The organism is Nonomuraea harbinensis (assembly GCF_019396385.1).
Classification (GTDB): domain Bacteria; phylum Actinomycetota; class Actinomycetes; order Streptosporangiales; family Streptosporangiaceae; genus Nonomuraea; species Nonomuraea ferruginea.
This window is the reverse complement of record NZ_JAHKRN010000021.1, coordinates 118,085-143,240: the sequence shown is the minus strand read 5'-3', so window position 1 is coordinate 143,240 and position 25,156 is coordinate 118,085. Positions and strand designations below refer to the sequence as shown.

At 70.7% G+C, this 25,156-nt stretch carries 25 protein-coding genes; 6 read left to right on the top strand and 19 right to left on the bottom strand.

The genetic code is table 11. The annotated features are described in order from the left end of the window. Window positions 1-96: 96 nt before the first annotated feature. From KME79_RS22755 to KME79_RS22730, 6 genes are all read right to left on the bottom strand, one after another. Window positions 97-1,242 (bottom strand): acetyl-CoA C-acetyltransferase, encoded by a 1,146-nt coding sequence (locus KME79_RS22755; protein WP_219546200.1) that lies wholly within the window; start codon window positions 1,240-1,242, stop codon window positions 97-99. 69 nt (window positions 1,243-1,311) lie between these two features. Beyond that, window positions 1,312-1,977: a hypothetical protein gene (locus KME79_RS22750; RefSeq protein WP_219546199.1), complete on the bottom strand. Its 666-nt coding sequence runs from the start codon at window positions 1,975-1,977 to the stop codon at window positions 1,312-1,314. Between the two features lie 24 nt (window positions 1,978-2,001). After that, window positions 2,002-2,763 carry a class F sortase gene (locus KME79_RS47055; RefSeq protein WP_219546198.1) on the bottom strand — a complete coding sequence of 254 codons (762 nt, stop codon included), beginning with the start codon at window positions 2,761-2,763 and terminating at the stop codon, window positions 2,002-2,004. Window positions 2,764-2,769: 6 nt separating this feature from the next. Beyond that, window positions 2,770-4,056: a hypothetical protein gene (locus KME79_RS22740; RefSeq protein WP_219546197.1), complete on the bottom strand. Its 1,287-nt coding sequence runs from the start codon at window positions 4,054-4,056 to the stop codon at window positions 2,770-2,772. 98 nt (window positions 4,057-4,154) lie between these two features. Continuing rightward, a complete protein-coding gene (locus KME79_RS22735) occupies window positions 4,155-4,940 on the bottom strand; it encodes a class F sortase (RefSeq protein WP_148036738.1) in 786 nt (261 codons plus the stop codon). After that, a complete protein-coding gene (locus KME79_RS22730) occupies window positions 4,937-6,157 on the bottom strand; it encodes a hypothetical protein (protein WP_219546196.1) in 1,221 nt (406 codons plus the stop codon). The genes KME79_RS22735 and KME79_RS22730 overlap by 4 nt, the downstream gene beginning before the upstream one ends. 296 nt (window positions 6,158-6,453) lie before the next feature. On the opposite strand from KME79_RS22730, the gene KME79_RS22725 reads away from it, so the two are divergent. Next, window positions 6,454-7,599: an acyl-CoA dehydrogenase family protein gene (locus KME79_RS22725; protein WP_219546195.1), complete on the top strand. Its 1,146-nt coding sequence runs from the start codon at window positions 6,454-6,456 to the stop codon at window positions 7,597-7,599. 39 nt (window positions 7,600-7,638) lie between these two features. Continuing rightward, on the top strand, window positions 7,639-7,800 hold the full coding sequence (locus KME79_RS22720) for a hypothetical protein (protein ID WP_187281611.1): 162 nt from the start codon (window positions 7,639-7,641) through the stop codon (window positions 7,798-7,800). Here KME79_RS22720 and KME79_RS22715 read toward each other — a convergent pair. From KME79_RS22715 to KME79_RS22705, 3 genes are all read right to left on the bottom strand, one after another. Then, window positions 7,797-8,573, bottom strand: coding sequence for an alpha/beta fold hydrolase (locus tag KME79_RS22715; RefSeq protein ID WP_148036735.1), 777 nt, complete (start codon window positions 8,571-8,573; stop codon window positions 7,797-7,799). The genes KME79_RS22720 and KME79_RS22715 overlap by 4 nt on opposite strands. A 16-nt stretch (window positions 8,574-8,589) precedes the next feature. Next, window positions 8,590-10,818 carry an ATP-binding SpoIIE family protein phosphatase gene (locus tag KME79_RS22710; protein WP_219546194.1) on the bottom strand — a complete coding sequence of 743 codons (2,229 nt, stop codon included), beginning with the start codon at window positions 10,816-10,818 and terminating at the stop codon, window positions 8,590-8,592. 96 nt (window positions 10,819-10,914) lie between these two features. Further along, window positions 10,915-11,619 (bottom strand): iron-dependent transcriptional repressor DtxR, encoded by a 705-nt coding sequence (locus KME79_RS22705; protein ID WP_148036733.1) that lies wholly within the window; start codon window positions 11,617-11,619, stop codon window positions 10,915-10,917. A 100-nt stretch (window positions 11,620-11,719) separates the two neighbouring features. Here KME79_RS22705 and KME79_RS22700 point away from each other — a divergent pair, with 100 nt between their 5' ends. Further along, window positions 11,720-12,349 carry a UdgX family uracil-DNA binding protein gene (locus KME79_RS22700; protein WP_219546193.1) on the top strand — a complete coding sequence of 210 codons (630 nt, stop codon included), beginning with the start codon at window positions 11,720-11,722 and terminating at the stop codon, window positions 12,347-12,349. Window positions 12,350-12,363: 14 nt separating this feature from the next. On the opposite strand, the gene KME79_RS22695 is transcribed toward KME79_RS22700, so the two are convergent. Both KME79_RS22695 and pdxH read right to left on the bottom strand, forming a co-directional pair. Next, complete coding sequence (locus KME79_RS22695; protein ID WP_219546192.1) at window positions 12,364-13,599, bottom strand: MFS transporter; 1,236 nt, start codon at window positions 13,597-13,599, stop codon at window positions 12,364-12,366. 11 nt (window positions 13,600-13,610) lie between these two features. Further along, the gene (gene pdxH / locus KME79_RS22690; protein WP_148036730.1) at window positions 13,611-14,264 is read right to left on the bottom strand and encodes a pyridoxamine 5'-phosphate oxidase; all 654 of its coding nucleotides are present in this window, start codon (window positions 14,262-14,264) and stop codon (window positions 13,611-13,613) included. Between the two features lie 175 nt (window positions 14,265-14,439). On the opposite strand from pdxH, the gene KME79_RS22685 reads away from it, so the two are divergent. Both KME79_RS22685 and serC read left to right on the top strand, forming a co-directional pair. Beyond that, complete coding sequence (locus KME79_RS22685; RefSeq protein WP_219546191.1) at window positions 14,440-15,546, top strand: citrate synthase 2; 1,107 nt, start codon at window positions 14,440-14,442, stop codon at window positions 15,544-15,546. Between the two features lie 153 nt (window positions 15,547-15,699). Beyond that, complete coding sequence (gene serC / locus KME79_RS22680; protein WP_148036728.1) at window positions 15,700-16,809, top strand: phosphoserine transaminase; 1,110 nt, start codon at window positions 15,700-15,702, stop codon at window positions 16,807-16,809. 19 nt (window positions 16,810-16,828) lie between these two features. Here the strand turns inward: serC and KME79_RS22675 are convergent, their stop codons facing one another. The 4 genes from KME79_RS22675 to KME79_RS22660 form a co-directional block, all read right to left on the bottom strand. Next, on the bottom strand, window positions 16,829-17,449 hold the full coding sequence (locus tag KME79_RS22675; RefSeq protein WP_219546190.1) for a rhomboid family intramembrane serine protease: 621 nt from the start codon (window positions 17,447-17,449) through the stop codon (window positions 16,829-16,831). A 102-nt stretch (window positions 17,450-17,551) separates the two neighbouring features. Continuing rightward, window positions 17,552-18,316 carry a crotonase/enoyl-CoA hydratase family protein gene (locus KME79_RS22670; protein WP_148036726.1) on the bottom strand — a complete coding sequence of 255 codons (765 nt, stop codon included), beginning with the start codon at window positions 18,314-18,316 and terminating at the stop codon, window positions 17,552-17,554. Window positions 18,317-18,326: 10 nt separating this feature from the next. Then, window positions 18,327-19,100, bottom strand: a complete 774-nt coding sequence (locus tag KME79_RS22665; protein WP_148036725.1) for an SDR family NAD(P)-dependent oxidoreductase — start codon at window positions 19,098-19,100, stop codon at window positions 18,327-18,329. Window positions 19,101-19,148: 48 nt separating this feature from the next. Further along, window positions 19,149-19,487 (bottom strand): STAS domain-containing protein, encoded by a 339-nt coding sequence (locus KME79_RS22660; RefSeq protein ID WP_148036724.1) that lies wholly within the window; start codon window positions 19,485-19,487, stop codon window positions 19,149-19,151. 73 nt (window positions 19,488-19,560) lie between these two features. Between KME79_RS22660 and KME79_RS22655 the strand changes: the two genes are divergently transcribed. After that, window positions 19,561-20,583, top strand: coding sequence for a potassium channel family protein (locus KME79_RS22655; RefSeq protein ID WP_219546189.1), 1,023 nt, complete (start codon window positions 19,561-19,563; stop codon window positions 20,581-20,583). On the opposite strand, the gene KME79_RS22650 is transcribed toward KME79_RS22655, so the two are convergent. The 4 genes from KME79_RS22650 to KME79_RS22635 all read right to left on the bottom strand — a co-directional run bounded on the left by KME79_RS22650 (window position 20,555) and on the right by KME79_RS22635 (window position 24,974). After that, entirely contained in the window at window positions 20,555-21,307 is a 753-nt protein-coding gene (locus KME79_RS22650; RefSeq protein ID WP_219546188.1) for an energy-coupling factor ABC transporter ATP-binding protein, read from the bottom strand. The two genes, KME79_RS22655 and KME79_RS22650, sit on opposite strands and share 29 nt — an antisense overlap. After that, window positions 21,304-22,062 (bottom strand): cobalt ECF transporter T component CbiQ, encoded by a 759-nt coding sequence (gene cbiQ / locus KME79_RS22645; RefSeq protein WP_219546187.1) that lies wholly within the window; start codon window positions 22,060-22,062, stop codon window positions 21,304-21,306. The genes KME79_RS22650 and cbiQ overlap by 4 nt, the downstream gene beginning before the upstream one ends. Window positions 22,063-22,072: 10 nt before the next feature. Beyond that, a complete protein-coding gene (locus tag KME79_RS22640) occupies window positions 22,073-23,092 on the bottom strand; it encodes an energy-coupling factor ABC transporter permease (protein WP_219546186.1) in 1,020 nt (339 codons plus the stop codon). 73 nt (window positions 23,093-23,165) lie between these two features. Then, window positions 23,166-24,974: a glycosyltransferase family 2 protein gene (locus tag KME79_RS22635; RefSeq protein WP_219546185.1), complete on the bottom strand. Its 1,809-nt coding sequence runs from the start codon at window positions 24,972-24,974 to the stop codon at window positions 23,166-23,168. Between the last annotated feature and the right edge of the window lie 182 nt (window positions 24,975-25,156).

Sequence of the window (25,156 nt, the reverse complement as noted above, 5' to 3'; positions counted from 1 at the left end):
CGCCCCGCCCCCCTTCGCGGGGGGCGGGGCGCCGTTCGCGTCAGGGCCGGGGGCGGGGTCGCCCGCCAAGGTCCCCGCCGCCTGCCCCGACGGGCCTCAGAGGCGCTCGATGATGGTGACGTTGGCCTGGCCGCCGCCCTCGCACATCGTCTGCAGGCCGTACCTGCCACCGGTGCGCTCCAGCTCGTTCAGCAGCTTCGTCATGAGGATCGAGCCCGTGGCGCCCAGCGGGTGGCCCAGGGCGATGGCGCCGCCGTTGGGGTTGACCTTGGCCGGGTCGGCGCCGAGCTCCTTGATCCAGGCGAGCGGCACCGGCGCGAACGCCTCGTTGATCTCCACCACGTCGATGTCGTCGATCGACAGCCCGGCCTTGCCCAGCGCCTTCTGCGTGGCGGGGATCGGCGCGGTCAGCATGTAGACCGGGTCGTCGCCCACGACCGTGAGCTGGGTGATGCGGGCGCGCGGGGTCAGGTTGTGGTCCCTGACGGCCTGCTCGGAGGCGATCAGCACGGCGCCGGAGCCGTCGGAGATCTGCGAGGAGGTGGCGGCGGTGATCTGGCCGCCCTCCTTCAGCGTCTTCAGCGACCCCATCTTCTCCAGCGTGGTGTCGGCGCGCGGGCCCTCGTCGTCCTCGACGCCGTTGATCGGCGCGATCTGCTCCTTGAAGTAGCCGTTGGCGATGGCCTTGGCCGCCCGCTGGTGCGACTCCAGGGCGAAGCGCTCCAGCTCCGCGCGCTCCAGGCCCCACTTCTCGCACATCAGCTCCGCGCCGCGGAACTGGGAGATCTCCTGCTTGCCGTAGCGCTCGACCCAGGTCTCGCCGAACGGGAACGGCAGGCCCTTCTCCAGCGCGGCGGAGACCGGCGAGCCCATCGGCACGATGCTCATCGACTCCACGCCGGCCGCCACGACCAGGTCCTGGGTGCCGGACATGACGCCCTGCGCGGCGAAGTGGATCGACTGCTGGGAGGAGCCGCACTGGCGGTCGATGGTGACGCCGGGAGTGGTCTCCGGCAGGCCGGCCGACAGCCAGGCGTTACGGGCGATGTCCAGGGACTGGGGGCCGAACTGCATGACGCACCCCATGATCACGTCCTCCACCGCCGCGGGGTCTACACCGGTGCGGTCGATCAGTGCCTTGAGCGTGTGCGCGGCAAGATCGGTGGGGTGGACGGTGGACAGGCCGCCCTTCTTCTTTCCGACCGGGGTCCGGACGGCCCCGACGATGTACGCCTCTGCCACTGTTCCTCCTGTAAACCGAGCAATATTCGGTTCTCTCCCCGAGAGTACAGCAGAACTATGATCGGGTGCCTATGACGCAGGCGGCAGAAGATCCTCCGCCCGGTCGACGCGGAACCGCCACCGGTCCACGACCAGCCCGTTCAGCGCGTCCGACAGCGACAGCGCCAGCGTGGCCAGCTTCGCCTGGTCGTCGCCGCGCAGTTCGAGGGCGGTCAGCTCGGCCGCGAACGGCAGCAGCTCCTGGGCCGCGGGCGGCTGGCCCTTCTCCGGCACGACCAGGACCCGTACGCCGCCGGCGGTGAAAACGAACTCCTCCTCCTGCTCGACCTCACCCTCCAGCAGCTCCATCAGCTCCTCGGCGGCGGGCCTGACCGGCAGGATGACCGCGGGCCCGCCCGGCAGGCTCTCGTCGGCGGGATCGGTGACCTCGCCCCGGCAGACGGCGAGCCCGCCCAGCCGGAACGCCAGCCCCTCCGCCAGGAAGCGGTCGAAGTAGTCGACGGGCAGCGGGCCCTCCGCGGTCACCCGGCACGCCCACACCTGCTCCAGCTCACCGCCGACCAGGCCGGGATCGGCCTCGACCGGCGCGTGCACCCGGACGTCCACGGCGACGACGTCGTCGCCGTCCTCCCGCGCGCCCGGGTCGGCCAGCCGCACCAGCCGCAGCAGCTCCGACCGGTCCGGCCTGGCGGGCAGAGCCGCCGTGGGGCCAGTACGCAGTCTCCGCTTCGCCATCCAGCCCATTGCGCGCCTCCGCGATCAGCTTCGATAGGAGCTCGTCATCGTCGCGTACACGATGACGTTGTCGGTGTAGTGGCCGGTGTTGCGGTTGTAGACGCCACCGCAGGTGATCAGGTGGAGCTGGGCGTTCTGCTGCGGGCCGTAGACCCGCTGCGTCGGGAACGTCTTCTTGTCCGCCTGCTCGACGCCGCCGACCGTGAACACGGCCGTGACGCCGTCCTGCCGCTTGACCTCGATCTGGTCGCCGTTGCGGATCTCGGGCAGGCGGGCGAACACGGCGCTGCGCGTCCGGGTGTCCTTGTGGCCCAGCACCACCGCCGGGCCGGCCTCGCCCGGGGTCGACATGTTCCGGTACCAGCCGACCAGGTTGGGGTTGTCCGACGGCGGCACCTGGATCGTGCCGTCCTTGGCCAGGCCCACCGACTTGATCGGCGCGTCGATGCCCAGCCGCTTGACCTTCAGCCGCACCGGGCTCGACGGCAGCATCGCCGGGGCAGGCTGGATCTGCGGCAGCGGCGGCGGCACATCCGGGGCGGCCTGGAACATCGCCTGCTCCGGCTGCCCCGCCTTCCCCTCGGGCTGCGCGGTCAGGGCCAGCGAGTCACGATCGCTCGCCAGCCCGTACTCCTCGGGCGCGCCCAGCACGATCAGCATCCCCGCGACCACGGTCACCACCCCCGCGATCGCCGCGACCAGCAGCGTCGTGCGCAGCACCCTCCCGCCGTCGTCGGGCTGCGGGGGCGGCGGTACGGGTGAGCCGTACGGATACTGGTTGACCACGGCCGATCACCCCCTGGCGGCGCGGCGGCGCATCAGCAGCCCGCCACCACCGGCGGCCAGGATCAGCATGGATCCGGCGAGGACGAACATCCGCCCGTCGGGCCCGGCGTCACCACCGGCCCCGGTGGCGACCCCGTCCTTCGGCGTCTTGGACGAGCGCGCCGTCGGGCTGGTGGTCCGGGTGGTGGGGGTCTCGGTGACGATCACCGTGGTCGTCTTGGTGGGGGTCGGAGTCGGGGTCGACGTGCCGGTGGGATCGTCGGTCGGCGTGGACGTGGCCGCGGCGACCTGGAACGTGAAGGTGGGCAGGCCGGTCGTGGGAGCCGTGCACTTGAGGGTCGCCGCGGTCGCGCTCGTACCGAAGGCCAGGTCGCCTGGGGTGATGGTGACGGTGCCGGTGGTCGTGGGCCTCACCTTGATCGTCACGTTGGGCAGGGTCGTCAGGCTCTGCCCAGCCGTCCCGGTGATGGCCGCCTCGCCCGTCGCCGTGGCGGGCGCTCCGGCGCCGCTGGCCTTGACCGTGGCGAAGTACTTGCTGCCGGTCGGGAACCCGGTCGTCGGCACCTTCAGCTCGTCACCGGTCGTCTGGACGGCTGCCGCCCAGGTGATGGAGGCGTCCTGGTTGGCCTTGGCGCCCGTCGGCATGGTCGGCGTGATCTTGATGTCGACGGTGGCGGGCGTCTCGGTGCCGGCCGTGCACGTGTAGCTGACGATCTCGTCGGTGTTGCCGCCGCCACCCGTGCCGATCGGGACTTCGAGGACATCGGTGGCGGTGGAGGGAGTGCAGGTCTCCACGGGCGTTGCCGGCGAAGTAAGACCGAGGGTCAAGGTCGTGGGCTTGATGGTTACCTTGCCGGTCGCGCCCGCGGTCACCGCGACGGGGTACGTCACGTTGCCTGCCGGAATCGCCGTGGTGTTCACGGGAACCTGAGCCCCTGGCTTAACGCCCGGCGTGACCGTGCCGCCGGTCACCGTCATCTGGGCGTTGACCGAAACGGTCGTCGCCGTCGTCACAGCCTGTCCGAGAGTTAGAGCAGGGATGCCCAAAGTCAGGTTGAAGGGCGAGCCCGCAGGCACCGAATCAGGGGCGCTGAACTTGACCGTGATCGAGGTGTTGGTGAAACGTTCGCCGGTGCAGGTGAAGATGATGTCTTTCTCGACCACCAGGGCCGCCGCGCTCGCGGGGGCGGCGTTGACGACCAGCGAGCCGGCAAGAAGGACGAATGTGCCCACCAGCCCTAAGGCCGAGGAGGTCTTCTGGACGAGGCGGCGCCTCGCCTGGGACGTCAGCACTGTCCTTCTCCAATACAGCGTGGTCTCATCGGTCACAGTTGGGGAAGAGCATACGGACTCATCCTGTCAGGCTTCTGTAAACAACCAAAACCAGACCGTCAGCCCTTCTTCTTCGACAACGTCGCGTACACCACGATGTTGTCGGTGTAGCTGTGCGCCTTCTGGTTGAAGACTCCGCCACACGTGATGAGCCGGAGCTGGGCGTCGTTGGTGTTGCCGTACACCCGGTTCGTCGGGAACGTCTTCTTGCTGACCTGCTCGATCCCGCTCACGGTGTAGCGGGCGACCTTGCCGTCCGAGCGGTACACGTAGATGTGGTCGCCCTTGGCCAGCTCGTTGAGACGCTTGAAGACGGCCGCGCCCTTCTTGGTGCTGACATGGCCGTTGATGATCGAGGGCCCCAGCTCGCCCGGGAGCGGGCTCTTGTTGTACCAGCCCGTCACGTTGGGCTTGCTGAGCGGCGGGGTGCCGAGGGCGCCGGTCTTGGTCAGCTTGACCGGGTTGATCCGGGAGCTGACCTTGATCTTGGGGATGCGGATCCGGGTCGGCCGGGTCTTGGCCTTGGCTTTCTTCGACTTGACCGGCGGGATCGCCGCCACAGTCGGCACGGCGGCCAGGGGCGGCGGCGCCTCCAGGCGGGCCGGGGTGAGCGGCACGTTGTCGCCGCCGGGGCCGACGGTGGGCGCGAGCTGGAAGGCGCCCGCGTTCTGGAACTGCACCGGCGTGGGCTCGCCCTGCGCCAGCGGGACCGACCCCGAGCCGTCGTCCACCGGCGGGATGAACGACAGCAGGCCGACCATGATGACGCCCACGCCGCCGAGCGAACCGGCGATCAGCAGCGCGGGCATCGCCCGGCTCGTCGGGGACTTCTGCGGCTGGGTCATCGGTCCATCCCTCCGGCATGCTCGGCCCGGCGGCGCCGCATCAGCAGGCCACCGGTGACGCTGCCCATCAACAGCAGGCTCCCGCTCAGCAGCAGTGCTTGCGAGCCGGCCTCCCGTTCCGGAGCCTCACCCGTGTCCACACCGCCGGTGGGAGTCGCGACGACCTGCGCCTTGTAGTTCGTGACGGTGGGGTTGGCGGACGGCGTCGGCGTGGTGGTGCTTCCCGGCACCACCACGCTCACGTGACGCCCGCCGTCGTTCGGCAGGTCGTGATGACCGGGCGGCGTGGTGCTGGGGGTCGTGGTGGGAGTGGTGGTCGGACTCGTGGTGTCCGTGGGGTCGTCCGTCGGGTCCTCGGTCGGAGGATCTGTCGGGTCTTCGGTGGGCGGCGGGGAGGAGTTGCCGCCGACGTTGATCTCTACGGTGCCCGGGTTGTTGGTGATCGTGCAGGTCGACCGGTGCAGCGTCGGCGGGTTGATCAGATCCGCAGTGAGCAGCTTGAACGCGTCGAGGTGCACGTCCTTGCCGTCGTCGAGGGCCCGGACCCGCAGGGTGTGCGCCCCGTACGGAAGATCGTCGCGCCGCCACAGGACGGAGTTGCCCTGAATGACGTTCGTCGGTTCGCCGGTCTCGGTCCTCGACGTGTCCACGATCGCTGAAGCGTCATCGTCGATGATGACGCGGATCCGGCCGACGTCCGGCATCCGGCGGCCGATGACCTCGAACCCGGTGCCGTGGAACTTGATGACGGCCTCGTCGGTGCGGTTCGCGGTCGTGTGCAGGTCACGCTGGTAATCGCCGTACTTGGGTTCGGTGAACTGGTGGTACCAGCCCCCCTTGTACGTGATCCGGCCCGGCTCGTCGTTGTTGACGATCTTCTCGCCCTCGGGCGGTACGAAATCCACGGTGAGATTCTGCGGCGTGAGCCTGATCACGCCTTCCTCGGTCATGTGCGCCTCGGAAGACATGCCCTCGGGCGCTTCGAGCCGTTGGTTGGGCTGAAGGTCGCCCTGCTCCTCGACCCCGCGCGGCTGGAGCACGCCGTTCCAGGCGCCTTCCAGCTTGACGTTGCCGACGAGCGAGACCCGGGCGCCTGCCGGGAAATAGTCGGGCGACTTGAAGCGGTTGGTGCCCGTGTACTCGACCGTCCAGCCGAGCGAGAGCATGCTGCCCGTCTGCGCACTGGTCGGGATCTGCACCCGTGCCGTAAGCGTCACCGGCTTGTTCCCGGCAACCCCTCCGGTACAGCTGTAGTCGACGACCAGATTGAAGGTCTGCGCCTCCGCGGGCATCGTCAGCAGCCCGGCCGAAGCCGTTAAGCCGACTGATGCGGCTATCCATGCCCTACGCCACCGACTCACGGCGTTCTCCGATCACGCACACACGAAACCGAAGCTAGATCTTAGGGGCGGCAACCCAGACAACAGGTGCATCTCATTGCACTTGTGATGAACCCGTGTCCAGGTCTCCAGAATCGTATTCTGGTGTCCGGAGAACCCACCTAGGAGGCGTCATGGAGCGAGACCTCTTCGACGAGGAACACCTGCTCTTCCGGGAGACCGTGCGCGAGTTCATGACCCGCGAGGTCGCCCCTCACCACGACCAGTGGGAGAAGGACGGCATCGTGCCGCGGGACGTCTGGAAGAAGGCCGGAGAGGTCGGCATGTTCGGGTTCTCGGTGCCGGAGGAGCACGGCGGCGCCGGCATCAAGGACTTCCGCTACAACGCGGTCATCGTCGAGGAGCTCATCGGGAAGGGTGCCTCCGGCCTGGGCTTCTCGCTGCACAACGACGTCATGGCCCCGTACCTGGTGGATCTGACCGATGACGGGCAGAAGCAGCGCTGGCTGCCCGGGTTCGTCAGCGGGGAGCTGATCACCGCGATCGCGATGACCGAGCCGGGCGCGGGCAGCGACCTGCAGGGCATCAGGACGACCGCGGTCCGCGAGGGCGATCACTACGTGGTGAACGGGCAGAAGACGTTCATCACCAACGGCATCAACGCCGACCTCGTGGTGGTGGTCGCCAAGACCGACCCGTCGGCCGGGGCCAGGGGCGTGACGCTGCTGGTGGTGGAGCGGGGCATGGAGGGCTTCGGCCGGGGCCGCAACCTCGACAAGATCGGCATGAAGGCGCAGGACACCGCCGAGCTGTTCTTCGAGAACGTGCGGGTGCCGGTCGCCAACCGCCTGGGCCCCGAGGACGGCCAGGGCTTCTTCCAGCTGATGAACAACCTGCCGCAGGAGCGGATGTCGATCGCGGTGGCGGCCGTGGCGGCGGCGGAGACGGTGCTGGCCGCGACGATCGAGTACTGCAAGAACCGCCAGGCGTTCGGCCGCAACCTCGGCTCGTTCCAGAACACCCGGTTCGTCCTGGCCGAGCTGGCCACCGAGACGGAGATCGCCCGCCACTACGTGGACAAGTGCGTCCTGGCGCTCAACGCCGGCACGCTCACCGCGGTCGACGCGGCCAAGGCCAAGTGGTGGACGACCGAGCTGCAGACCAAGGTCATCGACCGGTGTCTCCAGCTGCACGGCGGCTACGGCTACATGATGGAGTATCCGGTGGCCAAGGCCTGGCTGGACAGCCGGGTGCAGACCATCTACGGCGGCACCACCGAGATCATGAAGGAGATCATCGGCCGGTCCTTCGGCTTCTGACCCGCGCGGAACCCGGGCCGGCGGCGCATACTGGACTGCATGGACAGCGGCCTGATCCTCCTGGTCTTCCTGGCCCTGTTGTTCGCCTGGGGCCTCAACCGGGTGCGCCGGGCGATCCGGCTCGGACCCGTCGGCTACGCCGGAGTGGTGATCGTCTTCATCATCGTCATGCTGCTGCTGTGGGGGCAGACGATGCGCTAACCGCCGCTGCCCTCCAGCAGCACCCGCGTCACCAGCGCCGGGTCGTCGGTCATCGGCAGGTGGCCGCAGCCCTTGAGCAGCTTGACCCGCTGGCCCGACCACTTGGCGGCGCGCACGGCCTGGCGGCGCGGCAGCAGCCGGTCGTGCTCGCCCCAGGCGATGGTGATCGGCGACTTGGGCGGCGCGGGCGGCATCACGTTCGTGAACGACTCCAGCGTCTGGTCGAACCCGCTCGCCGAGGCGAGCGCCTGGGTGGCGGCGAGCAGCGCGGTCGGCGTCATCCGCGACGGGTGCGCGACCATCAGGCCGACCGACAGCGCCCGGCCGACGGGGTTCTCCGCCAGTTCGGCGGCCTGCTCGGGCGGCAGCGAGCGCGCCGTCTTCCGGGTCGCCCTGAGCACCGCCTGGCAGTAGAGCAGCTCCGAGCGGGACCAGAACCCGGCGGGCGAGAGCGCCGTCGCCGTGCGCACGGTGCCGCGCGAGGCCAGCTCCAGCGCCAGGTAGCCGCCGAGCGAGTTGCCCGCGACGTGCGGCTCGCGGACGCCCAGCAGCGCGCAGAACGACTCGACCGCGTCGGCCAGCGACTCCGGGGTGTACGGGACGCCGTCAGGCAGTCCGGGCGAGCGCCCGAACCCGGGCAGGTCGACGGCGATCACGTCGCGCGAGGCGGCCAGCCGGTCCATCACCGGAAGCCATCCCTGCCAGTGGTGACCGATGCCGTGGACGAGGATCAGCGGCTCGCCCGTGCCGCGGCGTTCGAAGGCCAGCTCCATGCAGGCAGTGAACCACTCACCGGCCCCTGGTGGGAATCTCGAACCAGACCGCTTTGCCTTCCCTGGTAGGACGCGAGCCCCAGCGCTTGGCCAACTGGTCGACGAGGTAGAGGCCGCGGCCGCCCTCGTCGTTCTCGCCCGCGCTGCGGATGCGCGGCAGCCGCAGGTCCTGGTCGAAGACCTCGACCCAGACGGACTCGTCGCCGCGGCGCAGCCGGAGCGTGAACTCCTTGTCGCCGACCACATCGTCGTCGAAGCTGTCGAAGCCGGGCACGTCCCACGACTCCTCGAAGGGCAGCGGCGGCCCGTCGACGACCAGCTCCCTGCGCGGCACGGTGGCGGTCGAGGCGTGCAGCACGACGTTGGTGACGACCTCCGAGACCAGCAGGCAGGCCAGCTCGGCCCGCTCCTCGGGGACGTTCCAGTCGGCGAAGGCGTCGGAGGCCATCCGCCGCGCCTCCCCCACCATGATCGGCTGGGCCGGGAACGTGCGCTCCTCGACGTCGAGGTCCTCGTCGCTGGAGCGGATGACCAGGATGGCCATGTCGTCGTCGATCTCACCGGGCACGGCGACCGTGGCGGCCTCGGCGATGCGTTCGACCTCGGCCTTGGTCATCGTGGCGAGCTTCTCGCAGAGCAGGCCGAGCGTCTCCTCCTCGTCCTGCGCCGGACCGGTGCGGGTGGGGCGGCGGTCGACCAGTCCGTCGGTGTAGAGCAGCAGCGCGGCGCCGGGCGGGAGCGTGCGGGTCTCTTCCTTGTAGACCAGGTCGGCGTGCAGGCCCTTGGCGCGCACCCCCAGCGGCTGGCCGACCTCCTCTATGTCGAGCTCGACGCACTCGCCGTCGCTCAGCAGCAGCGGCGGCGCGTGGCCGGCGTTGGCGAACGACAGCTGGCGCGACCAGGCGTCGTAGACGAGGTACTGGCAGGTGACGATGGGCGGGATGCTGATGTCGGCGCCGGAGTCGTCCTTCTCCGGGGTGGCGATGATGCGGGTCCACTCGTCGAGCCTGGCCAGGATGTCGGCGGGCGACTTGTCGTCCTGGGCGAAGGCCCGCAGCGCGGCGCGCAGCTGGCCCATGATGGCCGCGGCCTTGGCGCCCCGGCCCTCGACGTCGCCGATCACGATGCCGACCCGGCCGGCCGAGAGCGGGATCACGTCGTACCAGTCGCCCCCCACCTGGGTCTGGATGCCCTGACCGTGGGAGGCGAGCGGCGCGGCGGGGTAGTAGCGGACCGCGATCTGGAGCCCGTCGAGCTGCGGCAGCGCCCGCGGCAGCAGGTGCTTCTGGAACGACTCGGCGGTGTGGCGCTCCTCCTCGAACAGCAGCGCGTTGTCGATGGCGACCGCCACGCGGGTCGCGATGGCGCCGACGAAGTCGCGGTCGAAGGCGTCGTAGTGAGGGCTGCGGCGGTCGGTGAGGTTGGACAGCCCGAGGTACATCAGGCCCAGCGTCTCGCCGCGCACGGTCAGCGGCGCGACGATCGCGGAGGTCATGCCGATCTCGCCGCACAGCCGCGCGCTGCCCTCGCTCGGGGACGGAAAGCTGTTGCCGGAGAAGTCGTCGACCAGGATGGTCTCCTGGCGGCGCAGCGCGGCGTCGGCGTAGTGGCCGGCGGGGTAGCGGATCTCCGCGCCGACGGGCTTCCACGTGCCGGCCGGCGGCTCCCAGCCCTGCACGTGCTGAGAGATCCGGCGCACCAGCCGGTCGCCCTCCATCAGCTCGATGAAGCAGTGGTCGGCGAACTGCGGGACGAGCATCTCGGCCACCCGCTTGAGCGTCTCCTCGACGTACAGCGAGCCGGCCAGCCGCTCGCCGATGCGTTCCAGCAGGCCGAAGCGGTCCTTCTCGCGCTCGTTGCTGCGGAGCGCCTCGCGGGCGGTGATGACGACGCCGGTCACCGAGCCCGACGGGTGGCGCAGCGGCACGGCCTGGGCGCGGACGTAGAGGATGGCGCCGTCGCCGCGGCGCACGTCGAACGTGCCCTCCCAGACGTTGCCCTTGAGCACGTGTTTGGCCAGCTCGATCGCCTGCGGGTGGTCCTTCTCCATGATGCCGAACGACAGCACGGAGGCGTCGCGCGCCGACTTGCCGGGCCGGCCGAACAGCTTCTCGGCGAAGGGGTTCCAGTAGAGGAGATTGCTGAACCGGTCCGTCACCACCACGGCCATGTCGGCATGGTCGAGAACGGACTCGGCGGCAAGGCGATCAGCCGCGTCGTGAGACAGATCCCCCCAGCGTGTCATCCGGAGACCACTCCTCGGGGAAGCGTGCGGGAAAAGACCACGGGCGCTCCTGCAACAGTGTTGGCCGGGGGGGAGTGGAGGATCTCCCGGATGGGATCAGCGTCTGGACACGAAGACGTGCACCGCCACATCACGCGGGATCTCCGCGAGAGAGTCGTTCGCGTCACCGTCACCTGTCACCCGCACACCGTCGTCGCTCGCCGCGAGCGTCACCTCGCGTCCGGGTTGTATCCCAACTTGCTTGAGTTTAAGCATGAGAGCGGGATCGCTTTGCACTTGTTCGCTAATTCGGCGCACGGTCACGGACACCCCCTGTGAACCGGCGAGTTCGGTCATGGGGGTCAGCTGGGACTCGGTCGCGTCGGCGGCCTCCTCGGCACCCAGCTCGGCCAGGCCGGGAATGGGGTTGCCGTGGGGGCAGAAGGTGGGGTTGCCCAGCAGCTTGACCAGGCGCTGCTCCACCGACTCGGACATCACGTGCTCCCAGCGGCAGGCCTCGATGTGCACCTCCTCCCAGGGCATGCCGATCACGTCGATCAGCAGGCACTCGGCGAGGCGGTGCTTGCGCATCACCCGCGTGGCGAGGGCGCGGCCCAGGTCGGTCATCGCCAGGTGGCGGTCGCCCTCGACGCGGACGAGACCGTCGCGCTCCATGCGGCCGACGGTCTGGCTCACGGTCGGGCCGCTCTGCTGCAGGCGCTCGGCGATGCGGGCGCGGAGGGGGATGATGCCCTCCTCCTCGAGCTCGTAAATCGTCCGGAGATACATCTCCGTGGTGTCGATCAGGCCGTGTGCGGTCAAGGCTCCTCCCTCATGCCATGCTAGCCGGTCGTCTCGGGACTGAGCCCTTCCGCTTCGGGCACAGGATCAGGCTCGAAGCCTATGGGGAGAACGACCGGCGATGACAACCAACGTCAACAATTCCGCAGCCCGCTTCCTTCCCGAGAGTCACGATCTGGGATCGTTGCGTAGCGCGGCGGCCGGCTGTGAAGGATGCGATCTGTTCAGGAACGCCACCCAGACGGTGTTCGGCGAGGGGCCGGGACGCGCCCGCTACATGCTCGTCGGCGAGCAACCGGGCGACCAGGAGGACCGGCAGGGCCACCCGTTCGTCGGCCCCGCCGGGCGCATCCTGGACCGCGGCCTGGACGAGGCGGGGATCGACCGCGACGAGGTGTACGTCACGAACGCGGTCAAACACTTCTCCTTCACCGAACGCGGCAAGCGGCGGATCCACCAGAAGCCGACGGCGGCCGAGATCGAGGCCTGCCGGCCGTGGCTGGACGCCGAGCTGGCCGCGGTGCGTCCCGGGGTGGTCGTGGTGATGGGCGCCACGGCCGCGCGGTCGCTGCTCGGGAGGACGTTCCGGGTGACCAGGCAGCGCGGCGAGCCGGTGCCGATGGGCGACGCGCTCGCGGTCGCCACCATCCATCCGTCGGCGGTGCTGCGCGCCCCCGACCGTGACGCGGCGTACGCGGGCTTCCTGGCGGACCTGCGCGTCGCCGCCGGAACGGCCGGGCACACCCGCTGACCCCGGACGTACGGTCAGCGTGACCGGTAGTTCCTGAAGCTCGCCACCGACAGCCCGACGACCAGCACCGCGGCGGCGCACGCGAGCCCGCCGCCGACCCAGGCCGTCGTCAGCCCGAACGCGGTCGCGGTGGCCCCGGCGCGCACGTCGCCCAGCCGCGGCCCGCCCGCGACCACCACCATGAAGACGCCCTGCAGCCGCCCGCGCATCTCGTCAGGCGCGTAGAGCTGCAGGATCGACTGCCGCCACACCGACGACACCACGTCGGCCGCTCCCCCGACGGCCATGAACACCAGGACGAGCCAGAGCTGGTCGGCCAGCCCCGCCGCCGCCACCGCCAGCCCCCACAGCGCGATGACGAAGGTGAGCGCCAGCCCCTGGCGCTTGACGCGGGTGACCCAGCCGGAGAACAGCCCGCCGAGCACCGCGCCGATGGCCATCGAGGAGTTGAGCCAGGCCAGCGCGATCAGCGAGCCGCCGAAGCGCTGGTCGGCCAGCTCCGGGAAGAGCGCCCTGGGCAGCGCGAACACCATGGCGATGATGTCCACGGCGAACGACATCAGCAGGATCGGGCTGGTGACGATGAAGCTCAGCCCCTCCGCCACCGACCGCCAGCCCGGCCTGGACACCTCGCCGAGCGGGGCCAGCGACGGCAGCCGGAAGGCCGCGTACAGACCGGCCGTGAAGAGCACCGCGTCCACCGCGTACGCGGCCGCGAACCCGCCCTGCGTCAGCAACACGCCACCGACCATGGGCCCGCCGACGGCCCCGAGGCTGTAGACGAGCGAGTTGAGCGCGTTGGCCGACGGCACCAGCTCCGGAGGCAGCAGCCTGGGGATGATCGCGCCCCTGGTGGACGAGCTGACCGCGAACCCGGCCGCGCTCAAGGCCACCGTGGCGAGCAGCGCGTACACGCTCGGCACGCCGACGATCGACTGCACCAGCAGGAGTACGGTGCCCGCCCAGGCGACCAGCGACCCGGCGACGAGCAGCTTGCGCCGGTCGACCGCGTCGGCCACGGCCCCGCCCCACAGCCCGAACACCACCAGCGGGAGCAGGTTCGCCAGGCCGAGCATGCCGACCCAGAACGAGGAGTCCGTCAGCTCGTAGACCTGCTGGCTGACCGCGACCACCGTGACCGCGAGCCCGACGTGCGAGACCGCCTGTCCCATCCAGAGCCGCCGGTAGGCGGGCACCTTCAGTGGCCGGGTGTCTACCAGATGACGTTTGACGAACTCCCCGAGTGACACAAGCGGTCAGATTAGGGCGCAAGCCTGTCAAGCACCCACCCGGCCGGGCTACGGCGGTACCGGAGCCGGTCGTGCATCCGGTCCAGCCGCCCCTGCCAGAACTCCACCTCGCGCGGCGTCACCAGGAAACCGCCCCAGAAGTCGGGCACCGGCGGATCCTCCGGCCAGCGGCTCGCGAGCTCCTCGTAACGGGCGTCCAGGTCCTCCCGCGAGCGCACCACGGCGGACTGGCGCGAGGCCCACGCCCCGATGCGCGACCCGTACGGCCGGGAGGCGAAGTAGGCGGCCGACTCCTCCTGCGGCAGCCGCGTCACCGTGCCCTCCACGCGCACCTGGCGGCGGATCGGATGCCACGGGAACAGCAGCGAGGCCCACGGGTTCTCGGCCAGGTCGCGGCCCTTGCGGGACTCGTAGTTGGTGTAGAAGACGAACCCGCGCTGGTCGTACTCCTTGAGCAGGACGGTCCTGGCGCTCGGCCGGGCGCCCGCGGAGGCGGTGGCGAGCACCATGGCGTTCGGCTCCGGCAGGCCGGCGTCGAGGGCCTCCTGGAACCACGTGGTGAACTGGGCTATGGGATCGGCGGCGACAGCGGTTTCGAGCAGCGGTTCGCCCACGTACGAGCGGCGAAGCCCCGCCAGTGAGGGCGGTCGCGAGGTGGCATCCACGAGAAGGTATTCTTGCGCGCTTGGTGGAGAAGCCCATACTAGGCCCCCTACCTGCGGTTTCGGTCTATCGGCGGGTCCGGCGACCGGCCACGAGAGGGGAGAGGGTTAAATTGACCCGCCGGTATCTCGACATCAAGCAATTGCCGGAACATGGCAGGAAAGGGAGGCGGCCGACGTGTCCGACTTCAAACCCGGCCTCGAGGGCGTCGTAGCTTTCGAGACGGAGATCGCGGAACCGGACAAAGAAGGGGGCGCCCTTCGATACCGGGGCGTCGACATCGAAGAGCTGGTCGGCCGTGTCCCCTTCGGGCACGTTTGGGGCCTGCTGGTCGACAACAAGTTCCAACCGGGCCTCCCCCCGGCGGAGCCTTACCCCATTCCTGTTCACTCCGGCGACATCCGCGTAGACGTGCAGAGCGCGCTGGCCATGCTGGCCCCCGCCTACGGCTTCAAGCCGCTGCTCGACATCTCCGACGAGGAGGCGCGTGACCAGCTCGCCCGCGCCTCTGTGATGGCGCTGTCCTTCGTGGCCCAGTCGGCGCGCGGCCTCGGCCTGCCGATGGTGCCGGAGCAGCGCGTCGACGAGGCCAGGACCATCGTCGAGCGTTTCATGATCCGCTGGCGCGGTGAGCCCGACCCCAAGCACGTCAAGGCCATCGACGCCTATTGGACCTCCGCGGCCGAGCACGGCATGAACGCTTCCACGTTCACCGCCCGCGTCATCGCCTCCACCGGCGCCGACGTGGCGGCGGCGCTGTCCGGAGCGGTCGGCGCCATGTCCGGCCCGCTCCACGGCGGCGCTCCCGCCCGGGTGCTCCACATGATCGAAGGTGTGGAGCAGATGGGCGACGCCAAGAAGTACGTGCAGAGCGAGCTCGACAAGGGCCAGCGGCTGATGGGCTTCGGCCACCGCGTCTACCGCGCGGAGGACCCGCGCGCCAGGGTGCTGCGCCGCACGGCCAAGGAGCTGGACGCGCCGCGCTACGAGGTCGCGGCGGCCCTGGAGAAGGCGGCCCTGGAGGAGCTGCACGCCCGCAAGCCCGACCGGGTGCTCGCCACCAACGTCGAGTACTGGGCCGCTGTGGTGCTCGACTTCGCCGAGGTCCCCTCGCACATGTTCACCTCGATGTTCACCTGCGCCCGCACGGCCGGCTGGGCCGCGCACGTCCTGGAGCAGAAGCGCACCGGCAGGCTGGTCCGCCCGAGCGCCAACTACACCGGCCCGACGTCCCGCCCGCTGTCCGACGTCCCCGGCGCCTCCGAGGTCGCCGGCACGATCTGACCTGATCACGACAACGGCCCGCCGGCCCCCGGCGGGCCGTTCTCGTACGGCCGTACGACCCGGGTGACCGGGCGCTTTCACGCGCGCCGCGCCCGACGTCTCACAATCCGGACCCTGGACGAGCCAGTCCTCGCACGTCAGTAACCTGGTGAGGTGGCTGACATCGTGATTCCCGCTGACATCAAGCCCGCCGACGGCCGCTTCGGCTGCGGGCCCTCGAAGGTTCGTACCGAGCAGCTGGCCGCGCTCGCCTCGTCCGGCGCGAGCGTCATGGGCACCTCCCACCGCCAGAAGCCGGTCAAGAGCCTGGTCGGCCGCGTCCGCTCCGGCCTGGCCGACCTGTTCTCGCTGCCCGAGGGCTACCAGGTCGTGCTCGGCAACGGCGGCACCACCGCGTTCTGGGACATCGCCGCCTTCGGGCTCATCCGCGACCGGTCACAGCACCTGTCGTTCGGCGAGTTCTCCTCGAAGTTCGCGACGGTCGCCAAGAAGGCGCCGTGGCTCTCCGACCCCTCGGTGATCAAGTCCGAGGTCGGCACCCACCCCGAGGCGGTCGCCGAGGACGGCGTCGACGTCTACGCGCTCACCCACAACGAGACCTCGACCGGCGTCGCCATGCCGATCAGGCGGGTCGGCGGCGACGACGCGCTGGTGCTGGTCGACGCCACCTCCGGCGCGGGCGGCCTGCCCGTCGACGTGTCCGAGACCGACGTCTACTACTTCGCCCCGCAGAAGAGCTTCGCCTCCGACGGCGGCCTGTGGATCGCGCTGATGTCGCCGCGCGCCCTGGCCCGCGTCGAGGAGATCGCGGCGAGCGGCCGGTTCGTGCCGGAGTTCTTCAGCCTGCCGGTCGCGATCGACAACTCCGCCAAGGACCAGACCTACAACACCCCGGCGGTGGCCACGCTGTTCCTGTTGGCCGACCAGCTCGACTGGATGAACGGCAACGGCGGCCTGGCCTGGACCACGGCCCGCACCGCCGACTCGGCGCAGCGGCTCTACACCTGGGCCGAGAAGTCGTCCTTCGCCACCCCGTTCGCCGCCCCGGAGTTCCGCTCCCAGGTGGTCGGCACGATCGACTTCTCCGACGACGTCGACGCGGCGGCGGTGGCCAAGGTGCTGCGCGCCAACGGCATCGTCGACACCGAGCCCTACCGCAAGCTCGGCCGCAACCAGCTGCGCATCGCGATGTTCCCGGCCATCGACCCGGCCGACGTCGAGGCGCTGACGGCCTGCGTCGACCACGTGGTCGGACGCCTCTGACCCGCCCCGGGGCCGTCCGCTAGCGGATGGCCCCGGCCGGCCGGCGCAGGATCCACGCGGCCACCAGGCCGCCGATGAGCCCGAACAGGTGGCCCTGCCAGGAGATGTACGGGTCGCTCGGCAGCACGCCGGCCAGGATCGACCAGTACGCGATGACCACGCCGATGCCGATGACGATGTCGAGCGCCCGCCGGTCGAACAACCCGCGCGCGACGACGTACCCGAAGTAGCCGAACACCAGCCCGCTGGCCCCCACCGTGACGGTGCCGGGGCCGCTGGCGAACCAGGTGCCGATGCCGCCGATGACGATGATCAGCAGGCTCGCCGCCAGAAACTTGCCGATGCCGCGCAGCCCCGCCAGGAACCCGAGCACGAGCAGCGGCAGCGAGTTGGCCATCAGGTGGCCGAAGCCGCCGTGCAGGAACGGCGCCGTGAAGATGCCGATCAGCCCTTGCGGGTCCCAGCCCCTGATGCCGTAGGCGAGGTCGGGAGTGCCCGGCGTCAGGTAGTCGAAGATCTCGACGGCCCACATGACGCCCACGATCGCGAGCATCGTCAGCAGCGAAGCCAGGGCGCCAGAGAGCAGCGAGGCCAGCCCGCTCTTGGCTGACTCGAAACGCGGCCGCGAGTAGTCGCTCATGCCTCTCCCAGATGACGTCGTCCTTTTACCGTACGCAGGAACTACCGCAAGCGCGCATAAAAGAACCCCCTCCCGGTGTCCGGGAGGGGGCGCGGAGTCGGGTTATTCGCCCTTCCACTGGGGCGCGCGCTTCTCGGCGAAGGCCGCGGCGCCCTCCATGGCGTCCTTGGAGCCGAACACCGGCTGGACGATCGCCCCCTGCTTGCGGAACATCTCCTCCAGCGACCAGTCCTGCGACTCGATGACCACTCGCTTGGTCGCGGCCAGCGCGAGCGGCGCGTTCGCGGCGATCCTGCGGGCCAGCTCGATCGCCCCCGCCAGCGCCTCGCCCGGCTCGGTGACCCGGTTGACCAGGCCCAGCTCGTACAGGCGCGCGGCCGGGTAGTGGTCGCCGGTGAGCGCGATCTCCATGGCCACGTGGTACGGGATGCGCCGCGGCAGCCGCATGATGCCGCCCGCGCCGGCCACCAGGCCCCGCTTGGGCTCCGGCAGGCCGAACTTGGACTCCGAGGAGGCCACGATGAGGTCGCAGGACAGGGCCAGCTCGAAGCCGCCCGCCAGCGCGTACCCCTCGACGGCGGCCACGATCGGCTTCTTGGGCGGCGCCTCGGTCATGCCCCCGAACCCGCGTCCTTCCACGACGGGGAAGTCGCCGGACAGGAACCCCTTGAGGTCCATGCCCGCGCAGAACGTGCCGCCGGCGCCGGTCAGCACGTAGGCGGAGACCTCCGGGCGGGCGTCGAGCGCGTCCAGCGCCTCGGCGACGCCCCTGGCCACCGCCCCGTTGACCGCGTTGCGGGCCTTCGGACGGTTGATGGTGATCACGGCGACGCCGTCGGACTCCTCGACGAGCACTTCGTCAGACACGGGACCTCATTTACTTGGGCTGGAATCGGATGCCGCCGTCGAAGCGGATGACCTCGGCGTTCATGTAGTCGTTCTGGATCAGCGAGTGAACCAGGTGGGCGAACTCGTCGGCACGGCCCATCCGCTTGGGGAACACCACCGGCGCCACCAGCTTGGCCTTGAACTCGTCGGCGTTGGCCGAGAAGCCGTAGATGGGGGTGTCGATGATGCCCGGGCAGATCGTGTTCACCCGGATGCCCACGGCGGCCAGGTCGCGGGCGGCCGGGACGGTCATGCCGACGATGCCGCCCTTGGAGGCGCTGTAGGCGAGCTGCCCGGTCTGGCCCTCCAGCGCCGCCACCGAGGCGGTGTTGACGCACACGCCGCGCTGCCCGTCGGCGTCGACCGGCTCGGTCTTGGCGACGGCCGCCGCGCCGATGCGCATGAGGTTGAACGTGCCGATCAGGTTGACCTCGATGACCTTGCGGTAGGTGGCCGGGTTGTGCGGCTCGCCGTTGCGGTTGACGGTGCGCTCGGCCCAGCCGATGCCGGCGCTGTTGACCAGCACCCGGAGCGGCTTGCCGGTGGCGACGGCGGCGTCCACGGCGGCCTGCACCTGGGCGTCGTCCGACACGTCCGTCCTGGCGAAGACACCGCCGAGCTCGTCGGCGACGGCCTTGCCGCGCTCCTCGTTGAGGTCGGCGATGACCACGGTGGCGCCGGCGCGGGCCAGCTCGCGGGCCGTGGCCTCACCGAGGCCGCTGGCGCCGCCGGAAATGATTGCTGAGGATCCGTTCACGTCCATAGCACGGACCCTAACCCCCAACCGAATGAAGTTCTACTCGGGGTGGGGTCAAATTCCCCCCACGGCGCTGTCGACGTCGGAGTAGACCTTGATGCGCCGGTCGAGACCGGTGGTCCGCAGGATGCGCGCCACCGGGGCCTGCGGCGCCGCCAGCGACACCCCGCCGCCCTCGCCGGTGGCCAGCCGCCAGGCCTCGATCAGCACCGACAGACCGCTGGAGTCCATGAACGAGAGCTGCTGGAGATCGAGGACGAGCCGGGCGCCGTCTTGCTTGATGGCATCACGTACCTCGTCGCGGAGGACCGGCGCGGTGAACAGATCCAGCTCTCCCGCAACGGCCACCACCACGGCGTCACCGAGGGAATGTCGCGCAAGCCGCAGCTTCATTGGCCCCTCCTCGATGAGCCACTGTACTTCGACTTGCCCGGGTAGAGGGCACCCACAAACTACGATCAGCAGTATGAATGAGGACGAGACGGCGCTGCGCGTTCGCCTGCCGTCCGTCCGTCTGAGCCCGTTGCGCGCGGTGTTGCGGAGGATGGCCATCGCGCTGGCGATGCTGCTGGCCATGTTCGCGCTGGTCGCCATGGATCTCGACGGCTACCGCGACAACGTCGACGGCCGCGTGTCGCTGCTCGACGCGCTCTACTACGTGACCGTCTCCATCTCCACGACCGGGTACGGCGACATCACCCCCGTCACCACGGCGGCCAGGGTCGTCAACATCGTGGCCGTGACGCCGCTGCGGATCGCCTTCCTGGTCGTGCTCGTGGGCACCACGCTGGAGGTGCTCACCCGGCGCACCAGGGACGCCATCCTGACCGAACGCTGGAGGGCCAGGTTGCAGGACCATACCGTGATCGTCGGCTACGGCACCAAGGGCAGGGCCGCCGCCCGCACGCTGCTCGACAACGGCAGCCCCAAGGAGTCCATCGTGGTCGTGGACCCGGACCCGGCGGTCGTGGACGAGGCCGCGTCCGACGGCTTCGCCGGCGTCCTGGGCGACGGCACCCGCAGCCACGTCCTGGGCCGGGCCCGGATCAGGACCGCGGGCCAGGTCATCATCGCCACCCGGCGCGACGACACCACCGCCCTGGTCACGCTCACCGCGCGCAGCCTCAACCCGGGGGCGACGATCGTGGCCGCGGTCCGCGAAGCGGAGAACGACCCGCTGGTCCGCCAGAGCGGCGCCGACGTGGTTATCACCTCGGCCGAGGCGGCCGGGCGGATGCTGGGCGTGGCCACGCAGAGCCCCGCGGTCAGCGCCCTGATCCAGGATCTGCTCACCTACGGCAAGGGCGTCGACCTGCGCGAGCGTCTCGTACGCCCCGAGGAGGTGGGCGGCCCGCCGCTCAAGGGCGAGGAGCTGCCCGTCGCGGTCGTCAGGGACGGCCACATGTTCACCTACGCCGACCCGCGCGCCGCCGAGCTGCGCCAGGGCGACAAACTGGTGGTCATCCACGTTCCGCCGCAGCCGGGATAGCGAACCCGTAGGGCAGCTCCAGCCGGTGGCGGGCGAGCAGCTCGGCGTCGCCGAGCAGCTCCCGCGTCGGCCCGTCGGCCGCGACGACCCCGTCCGACAGGATCATCGCCCGCTCGCACAGCTCCAGCGCGTACGGCAGGTCGTGGGTGACCATGAGCACCGTCACGTCCAGGGAGCGCAGGATCTCCGCCAGCTCCCTGCGGGCCGCCGGATCCAGGTTGGACGAGGGCTCGTCGAGCACCAGGATCTCCGGCTCCATCGCCAGCACGGTCGCCACGGCCACCCGGCGGCGCTGGCCGAACGACAGGTGGTGCGGCGGGCGGTCGGCGACGTCGAGCATGCCGACCCGGTCCAGCGCGTTCTTGACCACGGCCGCGAGTTCCTCGCCGCGCACGCCCGCGTTGGCCGGGCCGAACGCCACGTCGTCGCGGACCGTGGGCATGAAGAGCTGGTCGTCGGGATCCTGGAAGACCAGGCCGACGCGCTGCCTGATCTCCTTGAGCGTGTCGCGGCGCACCGGGGTGCCGGCCACCGTCACGGTGCCGTGGCCGGGGGTGAGTATGCCGTTGAGATGCATGACGAGCGTGGTCTTGCCGGCGCCGTTGGGGCCGAGCAGCGCCACCCGCTCGCCACGCCCGATGGTCAGGTCGACGCCGAACAGCGCCTGCGTCCCGTCGGGGTAGGCGTAGGCGAGCCGGCTGACTTCGAGCGAGTTCGGGATCATGCGGCGAGTCCCCCCAGCAGGAGCACGGCCAGAGCCGCGAGCGGGAGAGCGAGCGCCGTCCCCCATTGTCGCGCTGTGGCCGACAAATCATGAATTATCGGCATCTGGCCTGAATATCCGCGGCTGAGCATGGCCAGGTGAACCCGCTCACCACGCTCGTACGAACGGATGAACAGCGCCCCCGCCGAGCGCGCGATCACCGGCGCGTGCCGGAGGTCGCGCGCCTGGAAACCCCGCGACTCCCTGGCGACGCGCATCCGCCGCATCTCGTCCAGGATCACGTCCAGGTAGCGGAGCATGAACATGGCGATCTGCACCAGCAGGTCGGGCACCCGCAGCCGCTGAGCCCCCACCAGCACGTCACGCGGCTCGGTGGTGGACGCCAGCAGGATCGAGGCCGTGACCCCGAGCGTCGCCTTGGCCAGGATGTTCCAGGCCGCCCAGAGCCCGGGGACGCTCAGCGACAGCCCGAGCACCTCCGTCCGCTCCCCCAGCCCGATGACCGGGATGAGGAACGCGAACAGCACGAACGGCAGCTCGACGACCATGCGCCGCAGGATGTGCCCCGGCGGGATCCGGGCCACGGCCGCCACCGCGGCGAGCATGCCCGCGTACAGACCGAAGGCCCAGAACCACTCGCGCGGCGTGGCCACCATCACGATCGCGAACGCCAGGACGGCGAGCAGCTTGCACTGCGGCGGCAGCCGGTGGACCGGCGAGCCGCCCGGGAGATAGAGCCGGCGCCCCACGCCCATCGGGGCCCGCTCAGACCCTCTCGCCGGACGAGGCCCGGCCGCGCACCCGTGCGGCGTAGGCGATCACGCCCGCCACGATCAGCGTCAGCGCGACGCCGACGATGCCCGCGACGCCCACCGGGATGCCGCCCACCTCGCCGTAGTCGGCCAGCGCGAACCCGCCGAACACGTGGTCGGTCGCCTGCCCCAGGAAGCCCTGCTCCTCGGCGACCGACTCCAGCCCGTCGGGGTGCGGCGAGGCGAAGAACGACACGATCCCGGCCAGCAGCAGCGACACCCCCAGCCCGCCGAGCAGGAACGGCAGCCTTCCGGCCCCTGCCGCGGGCTCCGGCGCCCGTCCGGTGACCGTGCTGGTCCCGTCGGCGCCGCGCAGCACCAGCGGCGCGGCCAGCTCGCGCGCCCCGTACACCAGGTCGGGGCGGACGGACAGCACCGCGGCCACGGTCAGCGCGGTGATCAGGCCCTCGCCGACGCCGATCAGCACGTGCACGCCGGTCATCGCGGCGGCCACGGTCGCGAGGTCGATCGGCGCGGTGCCGCCGATCCAGAACAGCAGCGTGAACACCAGCGCGGAGGCGGGCACCGACAGCAGCGCCGCCGCGAAGGACGCCGCGGTCACGCCGCCCCGCCCCGGCACGACCCGCGTGACCAGCCGGAACACGCCCCAGCCGACCAGCACCGTGACCAGGCCCATCAGGATGATGTTGACCCCCAGCGCGGTCAGCCCGCCGTCGGCGAAGAACAGCGCCTGCACCAGCAGGACCACGGCTATGGCGAGCACCCCGGTGAAGGGCCCGGCCAGGATGGCCGCCAGCGCCCCGCCCAGCAGGTGGCCGCTGGTGCCGCCGGCGACCGGGAAGTTCAGCATCTGGACGGCGAAGACGAAGGCGGCGACCAGCCCGGCCATCGGGGCCGTCCGGTCGTCGAGCTCCCGGCGGGCGCCGCGCAGGCAGACCGCCACTCCGGCCGCCGCGACCACGCCCGCGGAGACGGACACCGCGGCGGTGAAAAAGCCATCGGGTACGTGCACGACGAGCCTCCAAGCAGAGGGGCCGGACACCCCCCACTTTAGGTCATCGATGTGCAGTTGCATATAGATTGCATTAGCGTATGATTCTTTTCAGGAGCGCCCGCGCGGACAGCCGCCGCACGACCGCGCTGAGCCGCCCCCTGTTCGAGGTCGCGTACGGGCGCGCGACGCACGGCTCGGTGCCCAGCAGCCAGCGGCGGGGCCCGGCGACCGACTCCGCGCCGGCCTCGATCCTGAATCTGGCGGGCGGCCCGCCCAGGTCGAGCTCCAGATAGGCGTCCCAGACCCCGGGGCCGAACCGCCCCACCGCCGGCCTGGCCACGAAGCCGCCGCCCGCCAGCCCGACCACCCGGTCGGCCCGCTCGCTCCCGCTGCCGCGCTCGCGCCACACCAGCCGCCGCACGGCCTCGGGCGGCGGCGCGGCCCCGGCCACCGCGATCTCGCCGTCGAGCACCAGCCGCCGCCCGAGCGACCAGCGGGTGCCGACCAGGCGTGCGCTGCCTGGCACGCCGACCGCGTGCCCGCCGACGTCCAGGCTGAGGTTGTCGTGATCGCGGGTGAAGTACGGCAGCACGGCGACCTCGCCGACCAGCCGGGCAGGCGGGCGGGCCAGGGCGGTGTCGCGGTCGGCGCCCAGCCTGGCCGAGCGGGTCACCCCGGCCAGCTCGACCGACACGCGCAGGTCCCAGATGCCCGAATCCAGCAGCGCCGGGTCGACCCTGGCGACCCACCGGCCGCCGGACCGGACGGCCGGCACGACCAGCTCCCGCCGGGGTTCGTGCCGGGTGCGCAGCACCAGCGCGACGCCGTCGGGCTCGGCGCATCCCGTCAGCGCGGCCTCGCAGGCCACCACCAGCGTCCGGCCGTCCCAGCACAGCCCGGTCAGCCGGCGCTCGACGGGCGCCGCCTCGATGACGGCCAGCAGGGCGAGCCGCTCCACGTCGCCGAGCGCGGCCAGCCGCTGCCGGTCGGCGCTCCCCAGCCGCTCGCGCACACCGTCCGTGAGCCACCGGTCGCACAGGGCGGCCACCGCCACGGCGACGTCCTTGCGCTTGACCTCGTCGGCCTCCAGGAAGGGCCGGCCGAGCTGGGCGAGGATGTCGAGCTTGAAGTGACGGGCCAGCAGGTGGTCGCGGAGCGGGCCGGGCGGGACGTGGTCGGTCATGAGCCGGATGGGCTCGTGGATCATGGCCAGCCAGGCGAGCGGGTCGCGGCTGGCGGGACGCTGCATGACGCTGCTGCCGTCGGGCCTGGCGACCAGGTGGTAGCAGTCGTGGTCGGCGACCACCGAGATCGTCCCGGCGTGGCAGTAGGCGTGCACGGTGAAGTAGATGTCCTCGCCGACGAACACGCCCTCGCGGAACCGGATGCGGTGGCGCTCCAGCATGTCCCGGCGGAACAGCTTGAAACAGCTCAGGCTGTTGTAGACGGCGCTCTCGCCCAGCTCGGCCCGATCGGCGTTGCGCTGGAACATCGACTCCGGGACCCGCCGCCCGTGTCCGACGATCTTGCCGAGCACGATGTCGGCGTCGTTCCTGTCGGCCGCGGACAGCATGTGCTCCAGCGCCCCGGGCCCGAGGTAGTCGTCGGCGTCGCAGAAGAAGACGTAGCGGCCGGTCGCGTGGCCGAGGCCGACGTTGCGCGGCCGTCCGGCGCCGCCGGAGCTCTCCACCCGGACCACCTTGACCGTGCCCCGGTGGTGGGCGGCGTAGAGGCCGAGCAGCTCGGCGGTGCCGTCGGTGGAGCCGTCGTCGACGACCACGATCTCCTTGGCGACCCGCTGGACGAGCACGGACGTGAGGCACCGGTCGAGATAGGGCCGGCAGTCGCGGGCCGGGATCACGATGCTGACGTCGACCGGAACTTCGCCGCCGACCTCCATGGAAACCTCCCGCGGGTCGTCACCGTGTGCTCCTGACCGGTATCAGTATGTGACCATCGCGCGGCGTGGGTGGGTGGATTCGGCGGTCTTCATGCCTTCCTTTTGCAGAGTGCGCCTATTCCGACACATTCTGAGAATTGTGCAGGTAAGGTCACCGATTACGGCATATAACCCGCACCGAA